This window comes from Streptomyces sp. NPDC001970, assembly GCF_053594115.1.
The window spans coordinates 73593-95170 of the sequence record NZ_JBSFDW010000025.1 but is presented as its reverse complement, the minus strand read 5'-3'; the positions used below and the strand labels follow the sequence as shown (position 1 = coordinate 95170).

At 69.4% G+C, this 21578-nt stretch carries 15 protein-coding genes and 3 pseudogenes; 11 read left to right on the top strand and 7 right to left on the bottom strand.

Annotated features, from left to right (window positions below):
• Positions 1-171: 171 nt before the first annotated feature.
• A complete protein-coding gene (locus ACWCP0_RS27105) occupies positions 172-732 on the top strand; it encodes a TIGR02391 family protein (RefSeq protein ID WP_451081386.1) in 561 nt (186 codons plus the stop codon).
• On the opposite strand, the gene ACWCP0_RS27100 is transcribed toward ACWCP0_RS27105, so the two are convergent.
• Positions 614-1123: a hypothetical protein gene (locus ACWCP0_RS27100; protein ID WP_451081414.1), complete on the bottom strand. Its 510-nt coding sequence runs from the start codon at positions 1121-1123 to the stop codon at positions 614-616. The genes ACWCP0_RS27105 and ACWCP0_RS27100 overlap by 119 nt on opposite strands.
• Before the next feature lie 280 nt (positions 1124-1403).
• The gene (locus ACWCP0_RS27095; protein WP_451081385.1) at positions 1404-2216 is read right to left on the bottom strand and encodes a DUF3152 domain-containing protein; all 813 of its coding nucleotides are present in this window, start codon (positions 2214-2216) and stop codon (positions 1404-1406) included.
• Positions 2217-2541: 325 nt separating this feature from the next.
• Between ACWCP0_RS27095 and ACWCP0_RS27090 the strand changes: the two genes are divergently transcribed.
• Together ACWCP0_RS27090 and ACWCP0_RS27085 are read left to right on the top strand one after the other, a co-directional pair.
• A complete protein-coding gene (locus tag ACWCP0_RS27090) occupies positions 2542-2859 on the top strand; it encodes a hypothetical protein (protein ID WP_451081384.1) in 318 nt (105 codons plus the stop codon).
• A gap of 412 nt (positions 2860-3271) precedes the next feature.
• A complete protein-coding gene (locus tag ACWCP0_RS27085; RefSeq protein WP_451081413.1) occupies positions 3272-3955 on the top strand; it encodes a DUF899 domain-containing protein in 684 nt (227 codons plus the stop codon).
• Positions 3956-4082: 127 nt separating this feature from the next.
• Here ACWCP0_RS27085 and manB read toward each other — a convergent pair.
• The 3 genes and pseudogenes from manB to ACWCP0_RS27070 all read right to left on the bottom strand — a co-directional run.
• A pseudogene (gene manB, locus ACWCP0_RS27080) lies at positions 4083-4427 on the bottom strand (phosphomannomutase/phosphoglucomutase); the annotation flags it as partial.
• A 208-nt stretch (positions 4428-4635) separates the two neighbouring features.
• Positions 4636-6753: an FUSC family protein gene (locus ACWCP0_RS27075; RefSeq protein ID WP_451081383.1), complete on the bottom strand. Its 2118-nt coding sequence runs from the start codon at positions 6751-6753 to the stop codon at positions 4636-4638.
• A gap of 161 nt (positions 6754-6914) precedes the next feature.
• A pseudogene (locus ACWCP0_RS27070) lies at positions 6915-7247 on the bottom strand (DinB/UmuC family translesion DNA polymerase); the annotation flags it as partial.
• A gap of 220 nt (positions 7248-7467) precedes the next feature.
• Between ACWCP0_RS27070 and ACWCP0_RS27065 the strand changes: the two are divergent.
• The 7 genes and pseudogenes from ACWCP0_RS27065 to ACWCP0_RS27035 all read left to right on the top strand — a co-directional run.
• Positions 7468-7773, top strand: a pseudogene (locus tag ACWCP0_RS27065) (sensor histidine kinase); the annotation flags it as partial.
• 287 nt (positions 7774-8060) lie between these two features.
• The gene (locus ACWCP0_RS27060) at positions 8061-9065 is read left to right on the top strand and encodes a LacI family DNA-binding transcriptional regulator (RefSeq protein ID WP_451081382.1); all 1005 of its coding nucleotides are present in this window, start codon (positions 8061-8063) and stop codon (positions 9063-9065) included.
• 287 nt (positions 9066-9352) lie between these two features.
• On the top strand, positions 9353-10687 hold the full coding sequence (locus ACWCP0_RS27055; RefSeq protein ID WP_451081381.1) for an ABC transporter substrate-binding protein: 1335 nt from the start codon (positions 9353-9355) through the stop codon (positions 10685-10687).
• A gap of 7 nt (positions 10688-10694) precedes the next feature.
• Positions 10695-11642, top strand: coding sequence for a carbohydrate ABC transporter permease (locus tag ACWCP0_RS27050; protein ID WP_451081380.1), 948 nt, complete (start codon positions 10695-10697; stop codon positions 11640-11642).
• Between the two features lie 47 nt (positions 11643-11689).
• Positions 11690-12496: a carbohydrate ABC transporter permease gene (locus ACWCP0_RS27045; RefSeq protein WP_451081412.1), complete on the top strand. Its 807-nt coding sequence runs from the start codon at positions 11690-11692 to the stop codon at positions 12494-12496.
• Between the two features lie 62 nt (positions 12497-12558).
• Positions 12559-15288 (top strand): glycoside hydrolase family 38 N-terminal domain-containing protein, encoded by a 2730-nt coding sequence (locus tag ACWCP0_RS27040; RefSeq protein WP_451081379.1) that lies wholly within the window; start codon positions 12559-12561, stop codon positions 15286-15288.
• A 192-nt stretch (positions 15289-15480) separates the two neighbouring features.
• Positions 15481-18504 (top strand): glycoside hydrolase family 2 TIM barrel-domain containing protein, encoded by a 3024-nt coding sequence (locus ACWCP0_RS27035; RefSeq protein WP_451081378.1) that lies wholly within the window; start codon positions 15481-15483, stop codon positions 18502-18504.
• On the opposite strand, the gene ACWCP0_RS27030 is transcribed toward ACWCP0_RS27035, so the two are convergent.
• Both ACWCP0_RS27030 and ACWCP0_RS27025 read right to left on the bottom strand, forming a co-directional pair.
• Entirely contained in the window at positions 18457-18849 is a 393-nt protein-coding gene (locus tag ACWCP0_RS27030; RefSeq protein ID WP_451081377.1) for a DUF5959 family protein, read from the bottom strand. The genes ACWCP0_RS27035 and ACWCP0_RS27030 overlap by 48 nt on opposite strands.
• A 71-nt stretch (positions 18850-18920) precedes the next feature.
• Positions 18921-19886, bottom strand: coding sequence for a hypothetical protein (locus tag ACWCP0_RS27025; RefSeq protein ID WP_451081376.1), 966 nt, complete (start codon positions 19884-19886; stop codon positions 18921-18923).
• Positions 19887-20023: 137 nt separating this feature from the next.
• Between ACWCP0_RS27025 and ACWCP0_RS27020 the strand changes: the two genes are divergently transcribed.
• A complete protein-coding gene (locus tag ACWCP0_RS27020; RefSeq protein ID WP_451081375.1) occupies positions 20024-21145 on the top strand; it encodes an ArsR/SmtB family transcription factor in 1122 nt (373 codons plus the stop codon).
• Positions 21146-21578: the final 433 nt, after the last annotated feature.

Below are 21578 nucleotides of genomic sequence, written 5' to 3'. Positions count from 1 at the left end.
CCGCTCCCGCGGTTCGACGGGCTCATCGGGTCGGCGCGCCAGGCGTTCCGGAATGAGCCGGACGCCGACCCGCTGCTGCACGGTCGGGCCGACGCTTGGGCGGCGTGGCGGGGGTGGCGCTCGCTGCTGCCCTGCGTCCCGAAACATCCTCGGCTTTCCCTGGGCTGTCGCGTGAGAGCACGCAGTGCCGGTCAAGGACCCAGAGCGCATCGCCCGGTTCAAGGCCCGCGAGCGGCTTTTCGGAGCGCTGCCCCGGCTCTCGGTGCTGCGGTGCGTGCCAACATCGTGCTGGGCAACTTCGAGTCTGCCTGCTGCGCCGCGATGAAGGCGGTTGAGGTGGCCGTTCGCGACGCCTCCGGCGTCGACAACGCCCTGGGTGGGGTGAAGCTGATGCGCGCCGCGTTCCAGCCACACCAAACAGCAAGGTCGGTGGCCCGCTCGCCGGAGCCGGGGCATGAAGGCCGTGGGCTCGAAGCCGCCTCCCGTAGGCCAACGTCAGCCTCCACGAGCACAAGCAGGTCGCGAAGGCCGACGTCACGTGGGCCGGCCCCGAATGAATCAACGGCATCCCGACAGGGGCGCGGCGCACGGGCTCTGGACGCCTGCGTACGGCTCAGCAGCCGCCGCAGTTGTAGTACGTCACGTCCCAGTGATTGCCCTCGTCCGCATAGATGTTCCCCGACGCGGACTTCCATTGCGGAGCACCGTCACCCCGCAGGCCGATGTAGGTGAAGTTGTTCTTGATGTAGTTCCCGACGCAGGTGTACTTGCTGTAGTCGAGCTTGTAGCCGTTCCAGTGCGAGTACGTGCCGCCGGCGTGCCCGGTCTCCGTACCGCCGGTGATGTTGAGCGCGCAGCCGCTTGCGCTCTTGAGCGTCTGAGCTCCCTTCGCGGTGGCGAGGTTGAGCTGCTCGAAGGACGTACAGGTCGGATTGTTCCGGTTCGAGCAGCCGCCGGACGAGGACCAGGTGATTCCGGACGATCTGAACATCGAGGTCGCGGTGGCATGGCTGATCTTGGTGACGGCGTGCGCGTCGGTGGCGCCGGTGACGACGCCGAACCCCGGGGCGAACAGCGCGCCGAGGACGAGCGCAAGCGCACTGAGGACGGAGCGGATCTTCATGTTGCGGTTTCCCTCCTGCTGACCGTGCTGACCGTGCATCTGACGACGGTGCTGCTACTGGTGCCCGTACTTCTGATGGGACGGGAGTGCAGGTGGAGCACAGCGATGATGCCCGAGGTCTACGCGCGTCCGCCAGAGGGCTGCAGCGTCGTTCGGGCTGTACGGGAAGTTGCAGCACAGACTCGGCGGTGAGCTGCGCCCGGCGGTTGACGGCGACACGGCGGCACCTCGCACTGGTGGGAAGCGGGTGCCGCCGTTGGCCACGGGAGGGGAACCGCCGTCACCCGCCGCCCTTGATCTGCTGCATCATCGCGGGGGCGGGCCGGCCCGGCCCAGGGCAGTCGCGGTGGCCGCGGCCGGGGCGGTGGCCGACCTCGTGGTTGATGATCAGGGCGTGGTATGCGGCCGGCTGGCCCTGGTAGTACGGGCTCAGCAGCACCCAGCGCTTGAGGTTGACCACGACGTCCTTGCCGCTACTGCAATTGACCTCGCCGCCGGTGTCCAGGCCGTACTGGGCGCACAGCGTGTCCGTGGTGCCCGGCGTGGCCAGGCGGACCAGGAAGTCGTACGGCGGCTGGTCCACGCGCCGGAAAGTGGCGCCGCTGTTCGTCCAGCCCCGCTTGTCGGCGAGTATGCGATCGACCTCGGCGGCAACGGTCAGGGCGGAGCGTCGCCATGGCCTTCGCGTACACCCGCCACGCCCGGCGCCCCGTCCGGGCCACGCGAACACGGGTGCGGACCTCGCCTCCCCCGGGAGGCGGGCCGTCGTTTCGAAGTCGAGGACCTCGCCGTCGTATTGCAGATGCAGCGTCTGGCCGGCGCCCTCACTGCCGGACAGCCGACAGCCGGACAGCCGGACAGCCGGACAGCCGGACACCCGGACGGTCCAGCGGTGTGCCCAGGCGAGGCGTCCCTTGCCGGCCGAGCCGTCGACGTCCGGATGAGCCCCGGAGTAGGTGTTCTCGCGTTCCTGCCACGCCTTGGTCGCGTTGCAGGTCTTGGTGCCGACGAGCCCGTCGATGTCGAGCGGAGGCGAGGTTGCCGTCCGCCCCCACCGTGCACGAGCCCAGCTTGATGCGCTGTCTGTGCCCACTGATGAAGACTCCCGGATTCAGGGCCTCCCTTGGAGTCGGCTCGCGCCATTGGACAGCCCCCGAGGCCGCATCAAGGCGGCACATTCACGCCATGGGTAAGGCATGTTCACGCCGAGTCCTTCGGCTGCGGTGTGTTGGCGGTCCCCGCTTGCTGCGCATCAGCGTCGGCCACAGGCTCCGCCCCCGGCCGAGGTGTCGACAGCCCCGACGCGATGGCGGGCGGGTTCAGCTCGCGCAATAGATTCGTACGCCATGACGCAACTGGCATCTTCTGTACGACCGCGACTTCCGCGAACGGGCCGGCGGTCCAAGCGCTGGGGGGCGGTGTTCCTCGCCGTTGCGGGACTCCTGTGGGTGTGGTTCGCCGTCCTGCTCTTCACGCTCTACCAGTTCGACGACGGCTACAGCGACCCCGTGAGCTGCGACTCGCCGTTCTTCACGGACCGCGCGGACGCGAACGAGGCGGCTGCGGAGGGCAGTTCGTGCGTCGCCGAGCGCGACTGGCCCGAACTGCTCGCGGTGCTCGGCGGCTCCATGCCGTTCGCCGTCACCGGGGCGGTCCTCTACACCACCGGCGTCATCAGCAAGCGGATCAGCGAGCACGCCGCCGAGATGGCCCGGCTGAAGGAAGCCGACGCGTAGCCCTGCCGCGGCCGCGCCCTCGCGAGCCCGGCCGCCGGCGCGCGGCACCTGGCCGGGCATCCGAGTGCGCCGGTGGGCGAATTCCGTGACCTCGCCCCGGGTAATGACGCGATCGTCCACCTGGCCAAGTCCGCCCTCGGCCGTCACCTGCGTGTACTGGGCGACGCGGGCGCCGGCCCCGCCCGCCAGAAGGTACCCGCCGTACCCGCCGCTTCGCCGAACCACGCCGAGACGCCTCGATGCCCGCTTCCGGGGCTGCTCAAGCCACGATCCCGAGGATGTCGATGCTGCGCAAATCTGACCTTAACGGTCAATATGGATACCCATGCAGGGACTCCGGCTGAGCGGCGTCCAGCTCACATCTTTGGCCTGGCGCATGAGCGTGGACCTGAACTGGAAAGTGGACATCACCATGAAGACACCCCCGATCGTCACGCCTCAGGAATGGGAGGCAGCGCGCGAGCAGCTGCTCGTCAAGGAGAAAGAGCTGACCCGCGCCCGCGACGCGCTCGCCGCGCAGCGCCGGCGCATGCCGTGGGTGGCGGTGGAGAAAGGGTACGAGTTCGACGGACCCGAGGGTAAGGCGAGCCTGCTCGACCTGTTCGCAGGCCGTCGTCAGCTGATCGTCTATCGCGCCTTCTTCGAGCCCGGCGTCAGCGGCTGGCCCGACCACGCGTGCGTCGGCTGTTCCATGGTGGCCGACCACGTCGCTCACCTCGCCCATCTGAACGCCCGCGACACCACGCTTGTCTTCGCCTCGCGCGCGCCGCAGCCGGACATCGAGCGTGTGAAGGCACGGATGGGCTGGACGATGCCCTGGTACACCATGACCGACGAGTTCGACACCGACTTCGGTGTGGACGAGTGGCACGGCACCAACGCGTTCATCCGCGATGGCGAGAGCGTGTTCCGCACGTACTTCATCAACGCCCGCGGCGACGAGGCGCTGGGGACCACCTGGAGTTACCTCGACATGACCGCGCTCGGGCGCCAGGAGGCATGGGAGGACTCGCCCGAGGGCTACCCCCAAACCCCGCCGTACGAGTGGTGGAACTGGCACGACGAATACGGCGGCTCGGAGCCGGCCCAGGGCTGAGGACTGTTCGACGCGCCGTACGCGCCGTACGCGGCGTTCGTCGCCCGCCCGGTAACAAGGCCGGACGACCGAGCATCGGCGACTGCCCGTGCAGCTGCGCCAATGGTGGCCGTCGCCCGCCGATGTGTCACGCGTTGGTGCGGATGATCGCCAGTACCTCGTCGCGCATCTTCTCCATGGTCGCCGCGTCCCGCGCCTCCGCGTTCAGGCGCAGCAGCGGCTCGGTGTTGGACGGGCGGACGTTGAACAACCAGTCGGCGGCCGTGACGGTCAGGCCGTCGAGTCCGTCGAGGGTGACCCCGTCGCGGCAGACGTGGGCGGCCTCGACGGCGGCGAGGCGGCCCGCATGGTCGGTGACCGTCGAGTTGATCTCGCCGGAGGCGACGTAGCGGTCGTAGGAGGCGACGTAGCGGTCGTAGGAGGAGACGAGCGCGGAGAGCGGACGCTCCTGGCCCCCGAGAGCCGCGAGCAGACTGGTTTGGTGGTCGGACCGCGGTAGGGATCCAGGCGTCTCGCGCCACGCCTTGCGGTGGGCGGCGCGATGCCATGGGGATCCGCCCATCCGGACCGCGTCGCACCGCCCGTGCACTGGCGTCAATCACCAGGGCCTACCCGGCTTCGCCCCTCACCACCCCCGGCACGGAGACCCATGGTCAGGGCGGACGGCGACAGTGCGGAGTTCAGGCTGCCGCGTGGCGACGGGGGCGGTGGCGGGAGGCGATGGTGGCGGTCAGGGCCTCCACGGCGTCCACGGTTGCGCCGCTCAGGGCGACGGCGCGGCTGGTCGCGGCGCTGCCGGAGCCGTCGGACGTCTCGGCCGGCAGGCCGGAGCGGGCGGTGAAGGAGTCGAACACCGACCGCAGTGCCCCCGGAGCCACGGTCTCGGCTCCGGCGGCGGCGCGGGCCAGGGCGGCGAGGTGTTCGTGCAGCGGATCGGCCAGTTCGGTCAGCTCCGGCACGGTGTCCTGCGGGGTGCGCGGCAGGTGTTCGCCCAGCAGGGTGGCACATCCGGCGACCGTGGACACCTGGGTCCTGATCTGCTCCAGCTGCGCACTCGACCAGGGGCCGCGGTGCTCGGCCGGCTCGGCGTGCGACTCCTCCACTGCGGCCTCCAGGTGCTCTCTGACCTGCCGTGACCGCGCCCGCAGCTCGTCGACGGCTGCCCGGTCGGTCGCCCCGACGTCGGCGTAGCCGGTCAGCAGCTCGGGCAGCAGCCGGTCCTGCACCCGCAGCCACTCCGCGAGCAGGCCCGGCAGCCGCCGGGTGGACCAGGTCGGCCAGACCAGGAAGATGAGTACGGCGAGTGCGGCGCCGACCACCGTGTCGGCTGCCCGGGCCCACGCCGTGGGTCCGGGCAGCCCGCCGACGTGGTGGATCAGGAAGACGATCCAGGTGGTCAGCCACAGGTTGAGCATCAGCTGCCCGGTCCGCAGGGTCACGAACGACGCCGCGGCCAGCACCACCGACGCGACCGCCAAGCCGGTGAGCGACCAGTGCGGCAGGGACAGCACCCAGGCGAGGAGACCGCCCAGCACGGCCCCGGCCGCCCGTCCCCAGCCGCGGGCGAGGGTGTGCCCGTACCCGGGGAAGAGCACCAGCATGGTCGTCAGGGCCACCCAGAAGCCGTGCGCGGAGATGCCCAGCCCGCCCCAACCGCCGATCGACCGGCCGACGACCTCGGCGAGCACCACACCCACCGCGAGACGCACCGCATGGCGGAAGATCGGCGACTGGGGATGCAGCTGCGTCCGGATCCGCCGGGCGGTTCGTGCCACGGAGGGGGTGCCCGCGTACAGGCCCGGCACCTCGGTGTGGGGTTCCAGTACATCGCCGATGCGGTCCTCGGTCGAGCGCCGGGCCAGCTGCTCGGCGAGCCGCAGCCGCGCGGCCAGGTCGCGCGGGCCGCGCACGGGCGAGGCGGCCGCCCACGACTCCAGGAAGGTCCAGACCTCCCCGGGGATGCGGTGCTCGCGGCCGGAGGCCACCGTACGGGAGATGGTGCCCAGCACTTGCGGGGCGACAACCAGGGCCTCCTGGTTCCCAGCTGCTGCCGCCGCGGATTCCGTCACTCGTACGGTATGCAGCGCGCGGCGGATGCGCTCGGCCTCTCCCAGCAGTCCGAACATGGCCGCCGCCGCCGGCCGGCTGAACTGCGGCAGCAGGTCCAGGGCCTGCCGGGCAGCCGTGAACGGAGCGGACGGGCCCAAGGCGGCGGAGCCGGCCGTGACCGGGGCCTCGGCGAGCGACTGGTACAGGGCCGCAAGGGCACGGCGCTGGGCGGCGAACCGCGGACCGTATGGCGGGAGCAGCTGCACCAGCACGCTGAGTCCGGTCCCGACCGCGATCCATCCGGCCATCACCAGGCCGCCACGCACGTCGGGAGCGAGATCAGCCGTGATCATCAGCCCGATGACCGCGAGGCAACCCCGGATGCCGGGCGCGACGCCCGCCGTCCGCCACAGCCCGGCGGCGAACGCCGCGACCGCGAGCAGCAGCAGGAACAGCCAGGTGGTGCCGTGCACCAGGGCCCCCAGCACCGCCATTGCGCTGAAGGCCGCGGCCATCCCGAGCGCGTTCACCGCAGGGTGCCGCAGCGGGCTCAGCAGCGTACCGATGCCGCAGATGAACGCACCGACGCTGGCCATGGCCCCGGCCACCGGGTCGTCCAGCAGCAGGCCGAGGACCGTGGCGAGCAGCACTGCCAGCACGGCCCGTGCGATCGCCGACGGGGCGGCGAATGCCCGTTGAATGCGCAGCCCGTCCCGGCCGGTCGTGATCAGCGACGACCACCAACGCATGTCCGGGCCTCCTTAACGGCACGGCGCGGGAGCAGCCCTCTCATCCTCTGCCAGCCCAAGCGCGGCGGCCACTCGCTGCACCTGGACGGCGCCGCTCAGGGTGGTGAGAGAGGCGGCGACCGCGCGCTCATCTCTTCGCGATCAGCCGTTCTGCCATGGGGTCACCTCATGGCTGGAGTCCGGCCCTGGCGGTCGCCGGCGAGAGCGGCGGGCCCTACGGCTCCCGGCCCGAAGCGGCGGCGGGCTCTGTCCGCGGCGGCTTCGGTGGTGCGGGCGCGGTCGTCGCCGGGGTCCATGGAGAGTTGGCGGTGGGCGGTGTCGGCCGGACGCAGGTCGTCGCCGCGGATGGCGAAGGCGCTCACTCGTGCGCGTTGCAGCCCAAGGCCGGCCAGCAGGCCGAGAGCGGCGATGGCGAGGGCGGGTGAGTGGTCGGTGGGCTCTTCGAGCTTGTGGGTGCGTGTGGTGGTGCTGCGGTCGGCGTACCGCACTGTGATTCCCCATCAGGTTAGGCGCGGAGATCGCAGTAAAGCAGCGTGTTGCCGGTGAACTGTTCGTGGTCGACGCCGTGGAGGACCGGGTTGGTGGTGATGTCGGGGGCGTCGTGGAGAGGGCAGGGCGTCGGCGGCTCGTGGAGGCGGCTGTCGGGCTTCCTCGGGAACGCGGGCCAGAGTTCGCGGACCCAGGCCCTGAAGCCGCGCTGAAGCGTTCGTCTCCGTGTCCAACGCCCTGCGGCACCCCCCGACGGACGGCGCCGTGACACTCACCGCCCGCCGATGCGGTGACCAGGCCGAACTCACCGTGGAGAACACCGGCGAGGGCTTCGCTCCGGGCGACCTGCCGCACGTCTTCGAGCGCTTGTGGCGAGCCGAGAAATCCCGTAGCCGACGCACCGGAGGCAGCGGTCCGGGCCTGGCCATAGTGCGTCAGCTCGTCCAAGCGCACGGCGGCACGGTGACGGCCGAAAGCGAACCCGGTGCCGTAACGGTGTTCACCGTCCGCCTGCCGTCCGCGCCGCGGTAGAGACACATCGTGCCGAGACCAGGTCAGCGACGTGATCAAGAGCCGCTGGGGCGAAGGCCGCAAGGAGACCTCCGTGGCGGGCTCGCGGTCGTCGTCACCGAGTACTGAGGGAAGCGGCCCAGACCTGTTTCGGCCCGTCCCTCGGCGACGAGCCGCTCGCAAGTGACACGTTCCCGGAGTCCGGAGGGCACGTCCGCAAGGGCACCTGATATCGCGCCGCCGCGCCCGGGACGTGCATACTCGGGCCCTGCGGGCGCATCGGCACCCGCCAGCAGCGGGAGGTACACATGGTGTCGTCGTCGGGGACGGAACCCCGGAAGGTCACGATCCATGACGTCGCCCGGTCCGCCGGTGTGTCCCGTCAGACCGTGTCGCGGGCGCTGAACGACAAGGACGAGATCGATGGCTCCACCAAACAGCGCGTGCTCGACGCCGCTCGCGAGCTCGGCTACCGGCCGAGCCGGTTCGCCCGCGGTCTGGTCCGGCAGGACACCACCACCATCGGGTTGGTGATTCCGGACCTGCTCAACCCGTTCTTCACCGAGGTCGCCGCGGCGGCGCTGGAGGCGGCACGGGCCCGTGGCTGGCACGTTGTCGTATACGACACCGCGGACAGGGCCGAAGAGGAACTCGGCACGCTTCAGGTGATCGGCTCACAAGTGGATGCGGTCATCGGCTACTTCAGCTGTTCCGAGGACGAACTCGAGCTGTTCACCCGCGGCGTCCCGGTGGTGCTCATCGGCCGTGAGCATCACACGCCGCGGTTCAGCTCGATCCGGATCGACGGTGAGGAGGGTGTCCACGCCGCGGTCGCGCACCTGGTCGCGGAGGGCCACACACGGATCGGCATGCTCGACCACGACGGCCGCGCCGAGCCGAGCATCCGGCGCGAGTGGTTCGCGACGGCCGCGGCGGCGTACGGGATCGACGCGGGCATGGTGGTCGGCGCGGACCAGTCGGCCGACGGCGGCGGAGCGGCGCTCAAGACCTTGCTCACCGCCCATCCGGATGTCACCGCGGTCTTCACCTTCAACGACATCATCGCGATCGGCGCCCTGCGCGAGGCGCGCCGGCTCGGCAGGAGCGTCCCGCAGGATCTCGCCGTGATCGGCTTCGACGGCCTGAAGCTCGGCGCGCTCGTCGAGCCCCCGCTCTCCAGCGTCGCACTCGACACGCGAAAGCTCGGCGCGCTCGCCATCGACCAGGTCGCACGGCTGCTGACCGGGGCGAACCCGCTCGGGGCCGACGACCTCGTCGTCCGGGCCGAGCTGCGGTTGGCCGGGTCCGCTTAACCTGCCGGACTCGTGCGTGACTCAAAAGTCTTGACACTCGATCGCACCGGAGCGCACACTTCCGAACAATTATCAATGCACCCGTGAGCGCTCCCGTGAACGTTCACGTGAACGCTCACGGGAACGGAATACATGGTGTGTGTCCCTTCCTGCCACGGCGCTCGGCGCTTGTACCGACACCGTTGCGTCCTGTCCATTCCAACCAGAAGGCATCCCGCAACCCTTGCCTGAGGTGTCAACGTCGACCCGGCTAGCGCCGTCGCTAGTCGCTCTCTGGAACGGAAAATATGAGCAGCACAGTCACGCGCATCCGCCTCGCCGTCGTCGCCGCGGCAGTCAGTACCGCCGTACTCGCCGGGTGCTCGTCGCCCGCTTCGTCCGGTGATGCGTCCGCAGCCTCCTGTGAGCCCGCGAAGGGCAAGGTCACCCTCCAGTACTGGAACACCGTTCCGGGCATGGACCAGGTCGTCGCCCTGTGGAACAAGAAGAACCCGAACATCCAGGTCGAGACGAAGAACATCTCCAACGACCAGTACGGCACCCTCGGCAACGCCCTCAAGGCGGGCAAGGCACCGGAGCTCGCTCAGGTCGGTTACGACCAACTCCCCAACCTGCGCTCCCAGAACGCCTTCGTCGACGCCTCGGCCTGCTCGGCAGCCATCGCGGCCAAGTCGAAGTTCGTGCCGTGGACCTGGTCGCAGACCAGCTTCGGCGGCACCGGCGTGTTCGCCTTCCCGCAGGACACCGGCCCGATGGCGCTCTACGTGCGCGGGGACATCTTCAAGCAGCACGGCCTCGCGATCCCGAAGACCTGGGACGAGTACGCAGCGCAGGCGCAGAAGCTGCACAAGGCAGACCCCAAGCTGAGTATCACGTTCTTCGACCCGAACAACGCCGAGTGGTTCAACGGACTCCTCTGGCAGAACAACGCCGAGATGTACGACTACTCCGGCGACACGTGGCACGTCACCGTGGAGTCCGACCAGAGCAAGCAGGTCACCGAGTACTGGCAGAAGCTGATCGCCGCCAAGCTCGTCCGCACCGACCTCGCCCACGGGTCGACCCAGATGTACGCCGCGTACCAGAAGAACCAGATCGCCAGCTACGTCGGCGCCGCCTGGGGCTACAGCATGTTCCGCGACAACCTGCCCGACCAGGCCGGCAAGTGGTCGATCGTTCCGATGCCGACATGGGGCTCGAGCGCCGCATCCGGCAACTGGGGCGGATCCACCGTCGCGTTCATGAAGGGCAACACGCATCTGTACGAGTCGGTCAAGTTCAACTCCTGGCTGAACACCGACCCGGAAGCCCTCGCGCTGGAGAACAAGCTGGGCGGCCTCTACTCGGCAGCCACCGCCGGTTTGGAGCTTCCCGCGCTCTCGCAGGGCGTCCCCTACTACAACAACGAGAAGATCTTCGACGTCTTCGCCGACTCGTCCAAGAACATCGATACCAGCTTCACCTGGGGTCCCACCCAGAAGACGGTGAACCTGGCGCTCCAGGACGCGATGGCCAAGGCGGCAGCCGGCGACGGCACGCTCACCGACGCACTCTCGGCCGCTCAGGCGGCCGCGCTGAAGTCGATGAAGGATCAGGCGATCCCGGCTATAGCGGGCAAGTGACCGCGGCATGACGGACATCGCAACCCGCGCGACGCGCGTGGTGGCGGCAACCGCGGGCCGCCGCCGTCTCAACGGCGGCGGCCCCCGGGCAGGCACCATCGTCGCGTTCCTGATCCCGTTCTTCCTCCCGTTCGTGCTGTTCTACCTGGTGCCGATCGTCTACGCGATCTGGCAGAGCTTCCTCGTCGTGCGCCGCACCGGCGGCCAGTACGGCACGTCATACACGACCTTCGGCGGTTTCGAACAGTACGTGCAGGTGTTCCAGAACACCGAGTTCTGGTCCAGCATCGGTCGCATCGGACTGTTCGGCATCGTGCAGGTGCCGGTCATGCTGTTCGTCGCGCTGATCATGGCGCTGCTGCTCGACACGCCCTTGCTGAAGCTCAAGTCGTTCTTCCGCATCTCGGCATTCATGCCGTATGCCGTGCCCGGCGTCATCGCCGCGATCATGTGGTCGTACCTCTACTCGCCGCAGCTCAGCCCCGTCGTCGACCTGCTGAAGGGCATGGGCTTCCAGCCCGACTTCCTCGGCCCGGGCGCCGTGCTGTGGTCGGCGGCGAACGTCTCGACCTGGCTCTGGACCGGCTACAACATGCTGATCATGTTCTCGGCGCTGCAGTCGATCCCGCAGGAGCTCTACGAAGCCGCCAAGCTCGACGGTGCGAGCAACTGGGCGATCGCGTGGCGGATCAAAGTTCCGATCATCGCCCCGTCGATCATCCTCACCACGGTGTTCTCGATCATCGGCACGCTGCAGCTCTACGCCGAGCCGGCCGTGCTTCGCCAGATCTCCTCGAACATCTCGAGCACGTACACACCGAACATGCTCGCGTATGCGGTGGCCTCCGGAAACAACTACCAGCAGGCAGCAGCGATCTCCGTGGTCATCGCCGTCATCACCTTCGTTCTGAGCTTCGGGTTCATGCGACTGACCTCGAAGAAGGCGGGACTGTGAGCAACCATCCCCTGATCCGCGAAAGCCGCGTCAGCCGCACGGCTGCCATGGCTCTGATGTTCCTCCTCGCGATCTACTTCCTGCTGCCGATCTACTTTCTGATCGTCGCGGCGACGAAACCGCAGGGCGACCTCGCCTCCACCAACGGGCTGGTGTTCTCGCACTTCGACCTGTTCGACAACCTGGGCACCCTGTTCGGCCGCAGCAACGGCATCTTCGGGCGGTGGGCTCTGAACAGCGTGATCTACGCGGTGCTGGGCGCGGCCGTCGGAACCCTGATCTCCGCGCTCTGCGGCTACGCGCTCGCCAAGTTCACCTTCCGGGGCCGCGAGTTCCTGTTCTCCGTCATCCTCGGCGGCGTCCTCGTGCCCACCACCGCGCTGGCGCTCCCGCTGTTCCTTCTGTTCTCGGCGACCGGGATCGTGAACACGTACCTCGCGGTGTTCCTGCCCAGCATCGTCAGTCCGTTCGGTGTCTACCTGGCCCGCATCTTCGCCTCCGCCGCCGTCCCCCAGGAGATCCTCGAGTCGGCGCGCCTGGACGGCGCCGGCGAGTTCCGCACGTTCTTCTCGGTGGCGTTCAGGCTGATGGCGCCGTCGCTCGTGACCATCTTCCTGTTCCAGTTCGTCGCCATCTGGAACAACTTCTTCCTACCGATGGTGATGCTGCAGAAGGAGTCGCTCTTCCCGATCACGCTCGGCCTGTACCAGTGGAACGGCCAGACCGCCCGTGCCCCGCTCCTCCAGGAATCCGTGATCACCGGCTCGCTGGTGTCGATCGTGCCCGTGATCATCCTGTTCGTCCTCCTCCAGCGGTTCTGGCGCACCGGACTCGCCTCCGGCTCCCTCAAGTGACTCCGCACCCGCGCTCTCCTGTCCTCCACATCGCCCCGCCAGCACAGAAGGTCCCGCTCCCCATGCGCAATTCCGCCGTCTTCGTGCCCCACTTCCATTGGGACCGGGAATGGTACGAGCCTTTCCAGGTGTTCCGGCACCGGCTTGTCGCCGCTCTCGACACCGTGCTGGACACGGCCGAGGCGAACCCGGACTTCCGGTTCACCGTCGACGGGCAGATGGCCGCGATCGAGGACTACCTGGAGATGCGACCGGAGAACCGCGATCGGGTCGTGGCCCTGGTCGCCGACGGCCGGCTCGCCATTGGCCCGTGGCTCATCCTGCTCGACGAGTTCCTCTGCTCCGGCGAGACCATCGTGCGCAACCTGCAGATGGGATGGGCGGCCGCGGCGGACCTCGGCGGCCCGATGCCCATCGGCTATCTGCCGGACATGTTCGGCCATGTCGCGCAGATGCCGCAGATCCTGGCGCGCGCCGGGATCGAGCATGCGGCGCTGTGGCGCGGAGTTCCCGGCTCCGTCGACGGTCACGCCTTCCGCTGGCGCGCTCCCGACGGCTCCGAGGTGCGCACCGAGTTCCTCTTCGACGGCTACGACAACGGCCTCGACGTCCTGCTCGTGCCCGACCAGATCGGACGCGCCCTCGACGAGTACGCGCAGATGACGGCCGATCGGTGGGGTGACGACCCGGTGCTCGCGATGGCCGGCACCGACCACAATGCGCCCGACCCGCAACTCGCGACCTGGCTGCGGCGCGCATCCAGCGACGAGCGCGCCATCACCATCGCGACGCTCGACGAGTACATCCGCGAGCACGTGTGCGACGAGGTCTCCGCCGTCGTCACCGGCGAGCTGCGCAGCCACGTGCGCGGGAACATTCTCCCGGGCGTGCTCTCCGTGCGGCTCGGGCTCAAGCAGCGAATGGCCGTCGCCGAGCGCACCATCGACCACGCCGAGCGGGTGAACGCCCTGTGGTCCCAGCGCGACGACTCGCCGTTCCTCTCGCTCGCGTGGCACAAGATCATCGAGTCGACGGCGCACGACTCGGTCGTCGGCTCCGGCACCGACGAGACCTGCGATCAGGTCGATGCGCGTCTTGCCGAAGCCACGCACACCGCACGGGCGGTCCGGGATGCGGCCCTCGCCGAGCCCGCCACCTTGGTGCCGAGCGACGGCTACCTGGTCGCCAACCCGCTGCCGTTCCCGCGCACGGCATTGGTCGAGGTGGATGTCGTGGCCCCGCCCGAGGGAACCGTTCTGGTCGCGACCGCCGCCGACGGCTCGGCGCAGCCCGTACAGCTGGTCTCGAAGGCCCCGACCGTGCTCAGCGACGAGCGCATGGACGCCTCGCAACTCGAACGCGTGCTGCGCCGCATCCACCGCCGCGAGCTCTTCGGGCGTCTGATCGACCACTACGAACTCACCCCCGGGTCGCTCGTCTTCCACCTCGCCGAGGTACCGACCAGCGGACCGTTCGACCTGCTGAGCCTGCGCCGGAAGGTCGCTGCCGCGGCCGCCGAGCATCCCGGTGAGTGGAGGGTGCTGACGCTGGAGGAAGCCCGCGCGACCGCGCTGGTGCCCGTGAACGTCCCCGCCTCCGGGCTTGCAAGTTTCCGGGTCGAACCGAGCGACCGGGCCGCCGCGCAGTCGACGGCGTTCGCACCCGCGACGGCGAGGGCCCGCGCGCTCTCGAACGGACTGGTCGAGGTCGCGATCGCCGCCGACGGCACCCTGGACGTGACGGGGGCCGACGGCACCGTGCTGCACGGAGTCGGCCGCCTCGTCGATGGCGGCGACCGCGGCGACAGCTACAACTACGCTCCGCCGGCACAGGACCTGCTCGTGGAGGAGCCGGCGGAGGTCGCCGTCGAGCTCATCGAGAACGGCCCGCTGCGGTCGAGGATGCGTGTCACCCGCGTCTACGACTGGCCCACCGTGCTCTCCTCCGAGCGCGACCGGCGCAGCAGTCAGACCGTTCCGACCCCGGTGGAGACGCTCGTGGAGGTGCGCGCAGGCGAGCCGTTCATCCGGGTCTCCACGTCGTTCCTGAACCAGTCCGCCGACCACCGGCTGCGCTTCCACGTGCCGCTGCCCGAGCCGACGGCCGTGTCCGCATCCGCCGGGCAGTTCGCCGTCACCGAGCGTGGCCTCACCGCCGAGGGCGGCTGGGGCGAATACCCGATCCCGACCTTCCCCGCGAGTTCGTTCGTGTCGGCCGGCGCCGCCAACGTACTGCTCGACCACGCCACCGAGTACGAACTCGTCGGCGACGGCTCCGAACTCGCCATCACTTTGCTGCGCGCGATCGGCTCGATCAGCGTCAACATCCATCCACTCCGTGACGAGCCCGCGGCAGCGGAGATCCCCGCACCGGGCGCGCAAGATCTCGGCGTGCGCATCGAGAACCGTTTCGCCGTCGTGCCCTCGGCGACCGGCTGGCAGGGCGCGAACGCGGTCGCTCTCGCCGAGGACTTCCGCAACGACGTGCTCGTCACCCGCGGGACCGCGTCCGCCGGAGGTCAACTGCCCCCCGACGCGACCGGCGTGCAGGTCGACGGTGCGGACGTCCTCGTCTCGAGCATCCGCCGAGTCTGCGACGACGAGCGCGGTGACGGCACCGAGGTGCGGTTGGCCGCGATGAGCGCCAGGGGATCGACCGCCCGCATGACAGGTGCGTTCACAGAAGTCACCACGGTCGACCTGCTCGGCCGCCCGCTCTCCGCGACGTCGGTCGCGGACGAACTGCAACTCGACCTCGGCCCGTGGGAGATCCGAACGGTCGTGTTCCGTTAGGACGGACCAACGGTGATCGTCAGATTCGCGATCCACGGCACAGGCGGACCTCACTGAGCGCGCCTTCGTCCACCTGGAGCCGGCCTTCTCCGCACAACGCCGACGGCCAAGGCGGCCAGGCCCGATCACTCGGGTCGGCGCACGCAGCCGGCGTTCGGATCCTTTTTGTTTTCGAGAAAGAGTTGTCACCTCGTGCACTACCGACTTTCCGCGTCTGTTTCGGACACCACACCAGGGCGTGGCGCGCTGCGCCCGGCGCGCTCGTGGCTGCACTCCGACGCCCCCTCTCGTTCGCTGAACGGGCTTTGGCGTTTCCGTCTGTCGCCAACGGTCCCGGTGGCAGAGAATTTCGCGGCCGAAGGCTTCGACGACAGTGACTGGGACAGCATCCCCGTGCCCTCGCACTGGGTGCTCCAGGGTGACGGAGCCTACGGTCGGCCGATCTACACGAACGTGCAGTTCCCGTTCCCGATCGACCCACCCCATGTCCCGGATGAGAACCCCACCGGCGACTATCGGCGCCACTTCGACATGCCCGCCGACTGGTCGGCAGCCGAGCGCGTCGTGCTGCGGTTCGACGGTGTCGAGTCGCTCTTCAGGCTGTGGGTGAACGGCGACGAGATCGGCAGCGCCAGCGGCAGTCGGCTCGCCCACGAGTTCGACGTGACATCGTCTGTACGCCCGGGCGACAACGTCGTTGCCGTGCGCGTGCACCAGTGGTCGGCGGCCAGCTATGTCGAAGACCAGGACCAGTGGTGGCTGCCCGGCATCTTCCGCGATGTCACCGTGATCGCACGGCCTGCCGGGGGCATCGAGGACGTCTGGCTGCGAACCGGGTTCGAGAATGGACACGGACGCGTCGAGACGGAGATCACCGCCGATGCGGCAGCATTCCCGGTCACCCTTCGCCTCCCTGAACTCGGCATCGAGCAGGTCTGGGCGACACCGGCCGACGTGGCCCCGTTCGACGTCGATCGCGTGGAGCCCTGGTCGGCCGAGCAGCCTCGCCTGTACGACGTCACCGTGTCGACGGCCGTGGAGAGCATCGCCATGCGGGCGGGTTTCCGCACGGTCGAGATCCGCGGCGACCAGTTCCTGGTCAACGGCCGCCGCGTCGTGTTCCACGGGATGAATCGTCACGAGACCCACCCCGAGCGCGGCCGCGTCTTCGACGAGGACCACGCCCGCGAAGACCTGGCCCGCATGAAGCGTTTCAACGTGAACGCGATCCGCACCAGCCACTACCCACCGCATCCACGACTGCTCGACCTTGCCGACGAACTCGGATTCTGGGTCATCCTCGAATGCGATCTCGAGACGCACGGTTTCGACAAGCTCGATTGGGTCGGCAATCCGAGCGATGACCCGGTGTGGCGTGAGGCGTACCTCGATCGCATCCAGCGCACTGTCGAACGCGACAAGAACCATCCCAGTATCGTCATCTGGTCGCTCGGCAACGAAGCAGGAACGGGCAGCAACCTCGCCGCGATGTCAGCCTGGGTCCACGCTCGCGACGCCGGACGACCTGTCCACTACGAAGGTGACCACGCCGGCGAATACACCGACATCTACTCGCGTATGTACGCGTCGGTGCTCGAGACCGAGCAGATCGGAACCGACGGCTCACGCTCGACGCTGCTGAACTGCACTCCCGCGCAGGGCGCTCGGCAGCGCACCAAGCCGTTCCTGCTCTGCGAGTACGCCCACGCGATGGGCAACGGGCCGGGAGCGCTCGACCAGTACGAGGCGCTGGTGCACGAGCATCCGCGGCTCCACGGCGGCTTCGTCTGGGAATGGCGCGATCACGGCATCCTGGCGACGACCCCGAACGGTATGTCCTACTACGCGTACGGTGGGGACTTCGGAGAGGTCGTACACGACGGCAACTTCGTGATGGACGGAATGCTGTTGAGCAATGACGTCCCGACTCCCGGCCTCCACGAGTACAAGGCGGTCGTGCAGCCGGTCCGCTTCACCTTCGATGGTGACGAAGTCGCGATGACCAACCTGCGGCACTCGGCCGACACCTCCGATCTGCGCTTCCACTGGCGCGTCGAGCACGACGGGACACTGGTGGATTCCGGGGACATGGAGGTCCCCGTCCTCGCGGCAGGCGACTCGGCCCGTGTGCCGCTTCCCCGGATCCCGGTGTCCCAAGTCTCGGAAACGTGGCTGACCATTGACGCTGTACTGGCGGCCCGGACTGCCTGGGCGAGCGACGGGCATGTGATCGCGACCGCCCAGGCGGACCGTTCGACGCGTCGTCCCGCGCCCGGCGTGCGACCCCGGAACAACTGGCGGAAGAGCGACGGAACGCTCACACTCGGAATCGCCGACTTCATCGACGGGTCCCTCGTGCGCCTCGCCGGCCGCGCTGTGGCGGGCCCGCGGTTGGAACTGTTTCGTGCCCCGACCGACAACGATGAAGGCGCGTCCGAAGAAGTCGAGGAGAGCGACGCCGGCGTCGCCGGGGTTTCCCATGCCGAACTGTGGCGTCGCGACGGACTCGACCGGCTGACCTCGCGGCGAGTGTCCGTGAAGCGCACTGCTGAAGCCCTGCAAACGATCGACAGAGTCTCCGCGGCGAACTCCGCCTTGTCGGTGATGGTGGAGTCCGTCTGGTCGCTCGAGGGCGACGAACTCGAGCTGCGTGTGGAGATCGAGCCCTCGAGCGGTTGGCTGACGGTGTGGCCGCGGATCGGGATACGTTTCGACCTGCCCGATGGCGCGGCTCCTGTCGATGGCGCCGAGTGGTTCGGCCTCGGCCCGCTCGAGTCCTACCCGGACAGTCTTCGCGCGGCACGCACCGGCCGTTTCTCCGCCACCGTCCGCGACCTCTCCGTCGACTACGCGCGACCCCAGGAGACCGGGCACCGCCCCCAGTTGCGACAGCTGGCGCTGACGAGTGCCGGCACCGAGGTGCTGCGCATCGTGACACTCCCGGACACGCACGGACGTCGCCCCGGCTTCACGCTCAGCCGCCACACCCCACAGCAGATCGCACAGGCCGGACACCCGTTTGAGCTTCCGGATTCGACGACGAGTCACCTGATCGTCGATGCGGCTCAGCACGGGCTCGGCTCACGGGCCTGTGGGCCGGATGTGTGGCCCGAGTTCGCGCTTCGCCCCGAAGCCCGCACGATCAGGCTTCGCCTCGCAGCAGGCCGGCTACCTGCACAGTCCACTCCGTCCTCGGCGCAGCGTCGGGTGTCGTAGCGCCAGTGGATGCGCCAACGTCTCGAATCCCCCGATACCGTCGCGGTCTTCGCTCGCTTCCAGCGCACTCGCCAGTGAGCTGGATGAAGGTGGACAGCCCCTGTCCCACTCCATCCAGGCGACGTCCTCGTCGGCGTCGAGCCTGTTCAGCGCGCCGGCCCCGCTGTCCGGTTTCGAGGTCGGCAGCACCGAGTCGCCACGACCGGACGCGAAGGGCGTCCTGACGACGATCTCGGCATCGAGGCCGGCGGCCCACCTTGGGTCACGCCCCAGAACGTTGACGGTGACGCTGTCCCTCACGTCATCGGCAAGAGAGAGGAGCTCCCTCGGAACGCTGTCGCCCACAGCTACCCCCTCATCGGCGAGGGCCGGGAGATCCTCGCCCCGTCAGGGGTACATCCACCGTCCCCCTTTTGTCAGCGGTTCTCGGAGCGTTCGCAGACCGGGTCGTGGATCGCGCTCACGGTGTACGGGGGCTTCCCCGGGGGCTCGTCGTTCTGGCTGTTGACCACGTACAGCCGGCAGCCGTGGCGGGCCAGCGTCGTGGGCAGGTCGAAGGGCTCGCCGGTGATCCGGTGGGTCACGGACCCGGCGCGCAGGCCCTCGTCCAGTTCGGCGATGTAGACGCCGCTCGGGGCGCCGTAGTTGAGCACGGCGTACAGCGTGCGGCCGCGCAGCAGCATGCCGTCCGCCCCGAAGGACGCCCCGCCGAGGTCCAGGTGCCCGGTCTCCCGGGTGGCGACGTCCACCCGCCACACGGCCTCGGTCCCGTTGGAGGCCACGAGCAGGGTCGCGCCCTCCTCGTCCGCCACGATGCCGTTGAGCAGCCAGTACTGGGCCGGGAACTGCGGGAAGGCGGAACGGATGTCGAGCCAGGGCAGGAGCGGGCCCAGGGTGCCGCCGTGGATCTCGGCGCGGTGGACGACGGGGTTGGCCCAGTCCGTGACGTAGACGGCGTCCTTGGTGATCACCAGGTCGTTGAGATCGGGCGCCCCGAGCGGACCGTCCTGTGCGGTGCGCGAGGCCAGCAGTCGCCCATGGCGGTCGTGAACGGTCAGCTCGGCGCCGCCCACCGAGAAGACCCGCCCCCGGGTGTCGGTGTGCACCCCCAGGGTGCTCGGCCGGTCCTCGACGCCCTCGGCGCGGAAGGGCCGCAGTCGGGGATCGCGGACGTTCCCGCGGTACAGCGCGCCGGTGCCGTCCGAGGACACGTACATCGTGCCGTCGCGGCCGATGGCGATACCCTCGGGCAGGACGCCGGGGGACCGCGACACGACGTAGGTGTCGGGCAGTTGGCGGGCGACGGCCGGGGCGGGCACGGCGGCGAGGCCGACCAGCAGGACCGAGGCGCCGAGGCACACAAGACGGGCGGTTCCGGGCATCGTCAAGACCTCCGGGTGCGTGTACGTGGACGGGCCCCGCACCGCGGGGCCGCCTCGAGAGCCTGTCGGGCGCATTTCGCGGCCGCACGGCCTTTCATGTCTGGGCGAAAGGCTCCACCGGACCGATAATCGTCGGCGTGATCCGTTTACACTTCGACGCCGCCGATCTGCGCCAGATCACCCTCGCCCCGGAGCCCAACGCCCTGTGGGAGACCGCTCTCAGCGTGCGCGGCCTGCGCACCGGTACGGCCCCCGGAGGCCGCGCCCGCCCCGCCGTCGACCGGTGGCAGCGCCGGATGAACGGAAGCCTGGCGGCGCGCGCCGGGGTCCTCCTCGACCTGGTGCCGCGCGACGGCTCCATGCCGGATTTCCTGCTTCAGCCGTCCGCCGGCGACTTCGCCACCGCTCTCGATCTGGCCGGCCGCACCCCTGCCGAGCGGTTGGTCACGGACCTGCGGCTCGAGGACTCCTCCGGCTCCTCCGGCTCGCCCGGCTCCTCCGGCTCGCCCGGCTCCTCCGGCTCGCCCTGCTCCTCCGGCCGCTGGTCGCGCGAGTTCGCCGCCGGCGCGGCCGCGGCCCGCCGGACCTTCACTCACGACCTGCGGCGCTATCACGCCTCGTCGATCGCTCCGCTGTGGCCGCGGGTCCGGACCGACGGCCTGGCCGATCGCGCCCTGCGTGCCGAGATGCTGCTGCGCGGGGGCGTCGACGCCCTCCTGACCACACTCAGCCCCTCGTGGCTCTGGGATCCGCCGATCCTGCACCTTCCATCGCGGTCCACGTACGACATCCCGCTGTGCGGTCGCGGGCTGCTGCTCATGCCGTCCTGGTTCGCGACGGGGCCGCTCGTGATGTGGCGCCCCGAGCAGTCGACGGTGCTGGTCCACCCGATGCACGTGTCGGACCGGCCGGACGCCCCGCCCGGCGCTCTGGGGCCGCTGCTCGGGCAGACTCGGGCGGCCGTGCTCGCCGGTCTCCGGGACCCGGCGACGACCACCGCGCTGGCCGAGCGGATCGGGGTCTCCCTGGCGGCGGCCAGCCAGCACGCCACCGTCCTGCGGAACGCGGGGCTGGTGTCCACCACCCGGATCGGCACGGCGGTCCTGCACAGCCTGACCCCGCTCGGGCAAGCCCTGCTGGAGGGCGAGCCCCCACGGCCGGCGACAGCGGGCGAGCCAGGCCGTGGTGCGTTCGATGGTCCAGCGGTGCCGGCCAAGCCGCCCTTGCGCAGCCATCGGCGCAGGTGGTCGTCGTCGTAGCCATCGTCGGCATGGAGCTCGGCGGACTTTCGCCTGCGAGGGCTGCGGTGGGAGCGGATCGGCCGTATGCCGAGGCCAGGGGCTTCAGGGCCCTGCACCCGCTACGAAATGCCCGTCTTTGGTGGAGTTTCAGTTGGTGGGGGACGGGCTGGTGTCTTGTCTCATCCAGCCTCACCGCCGTATCGGTCGGGGCGGTTCGTCGGCCCCGGCAAAAGGGCACCGTCACTGGACTTTGGCAGGTATGAATCAGGAGACCTGGCCGCCCGGGGCGCCTATCTGGCCATGGACATGGTGGGCTGGTACGTCATCGCTCCCTTCAGCTTCGCCTCCCTGCTGACCGGGCTGATCCAGTCGTTCGGGACGGTGTGCGGGCTGCTGCGCCACTACTGGGTGATCGCGGAACTGCTGATCACCGCGATCGCGACCCTCCTGC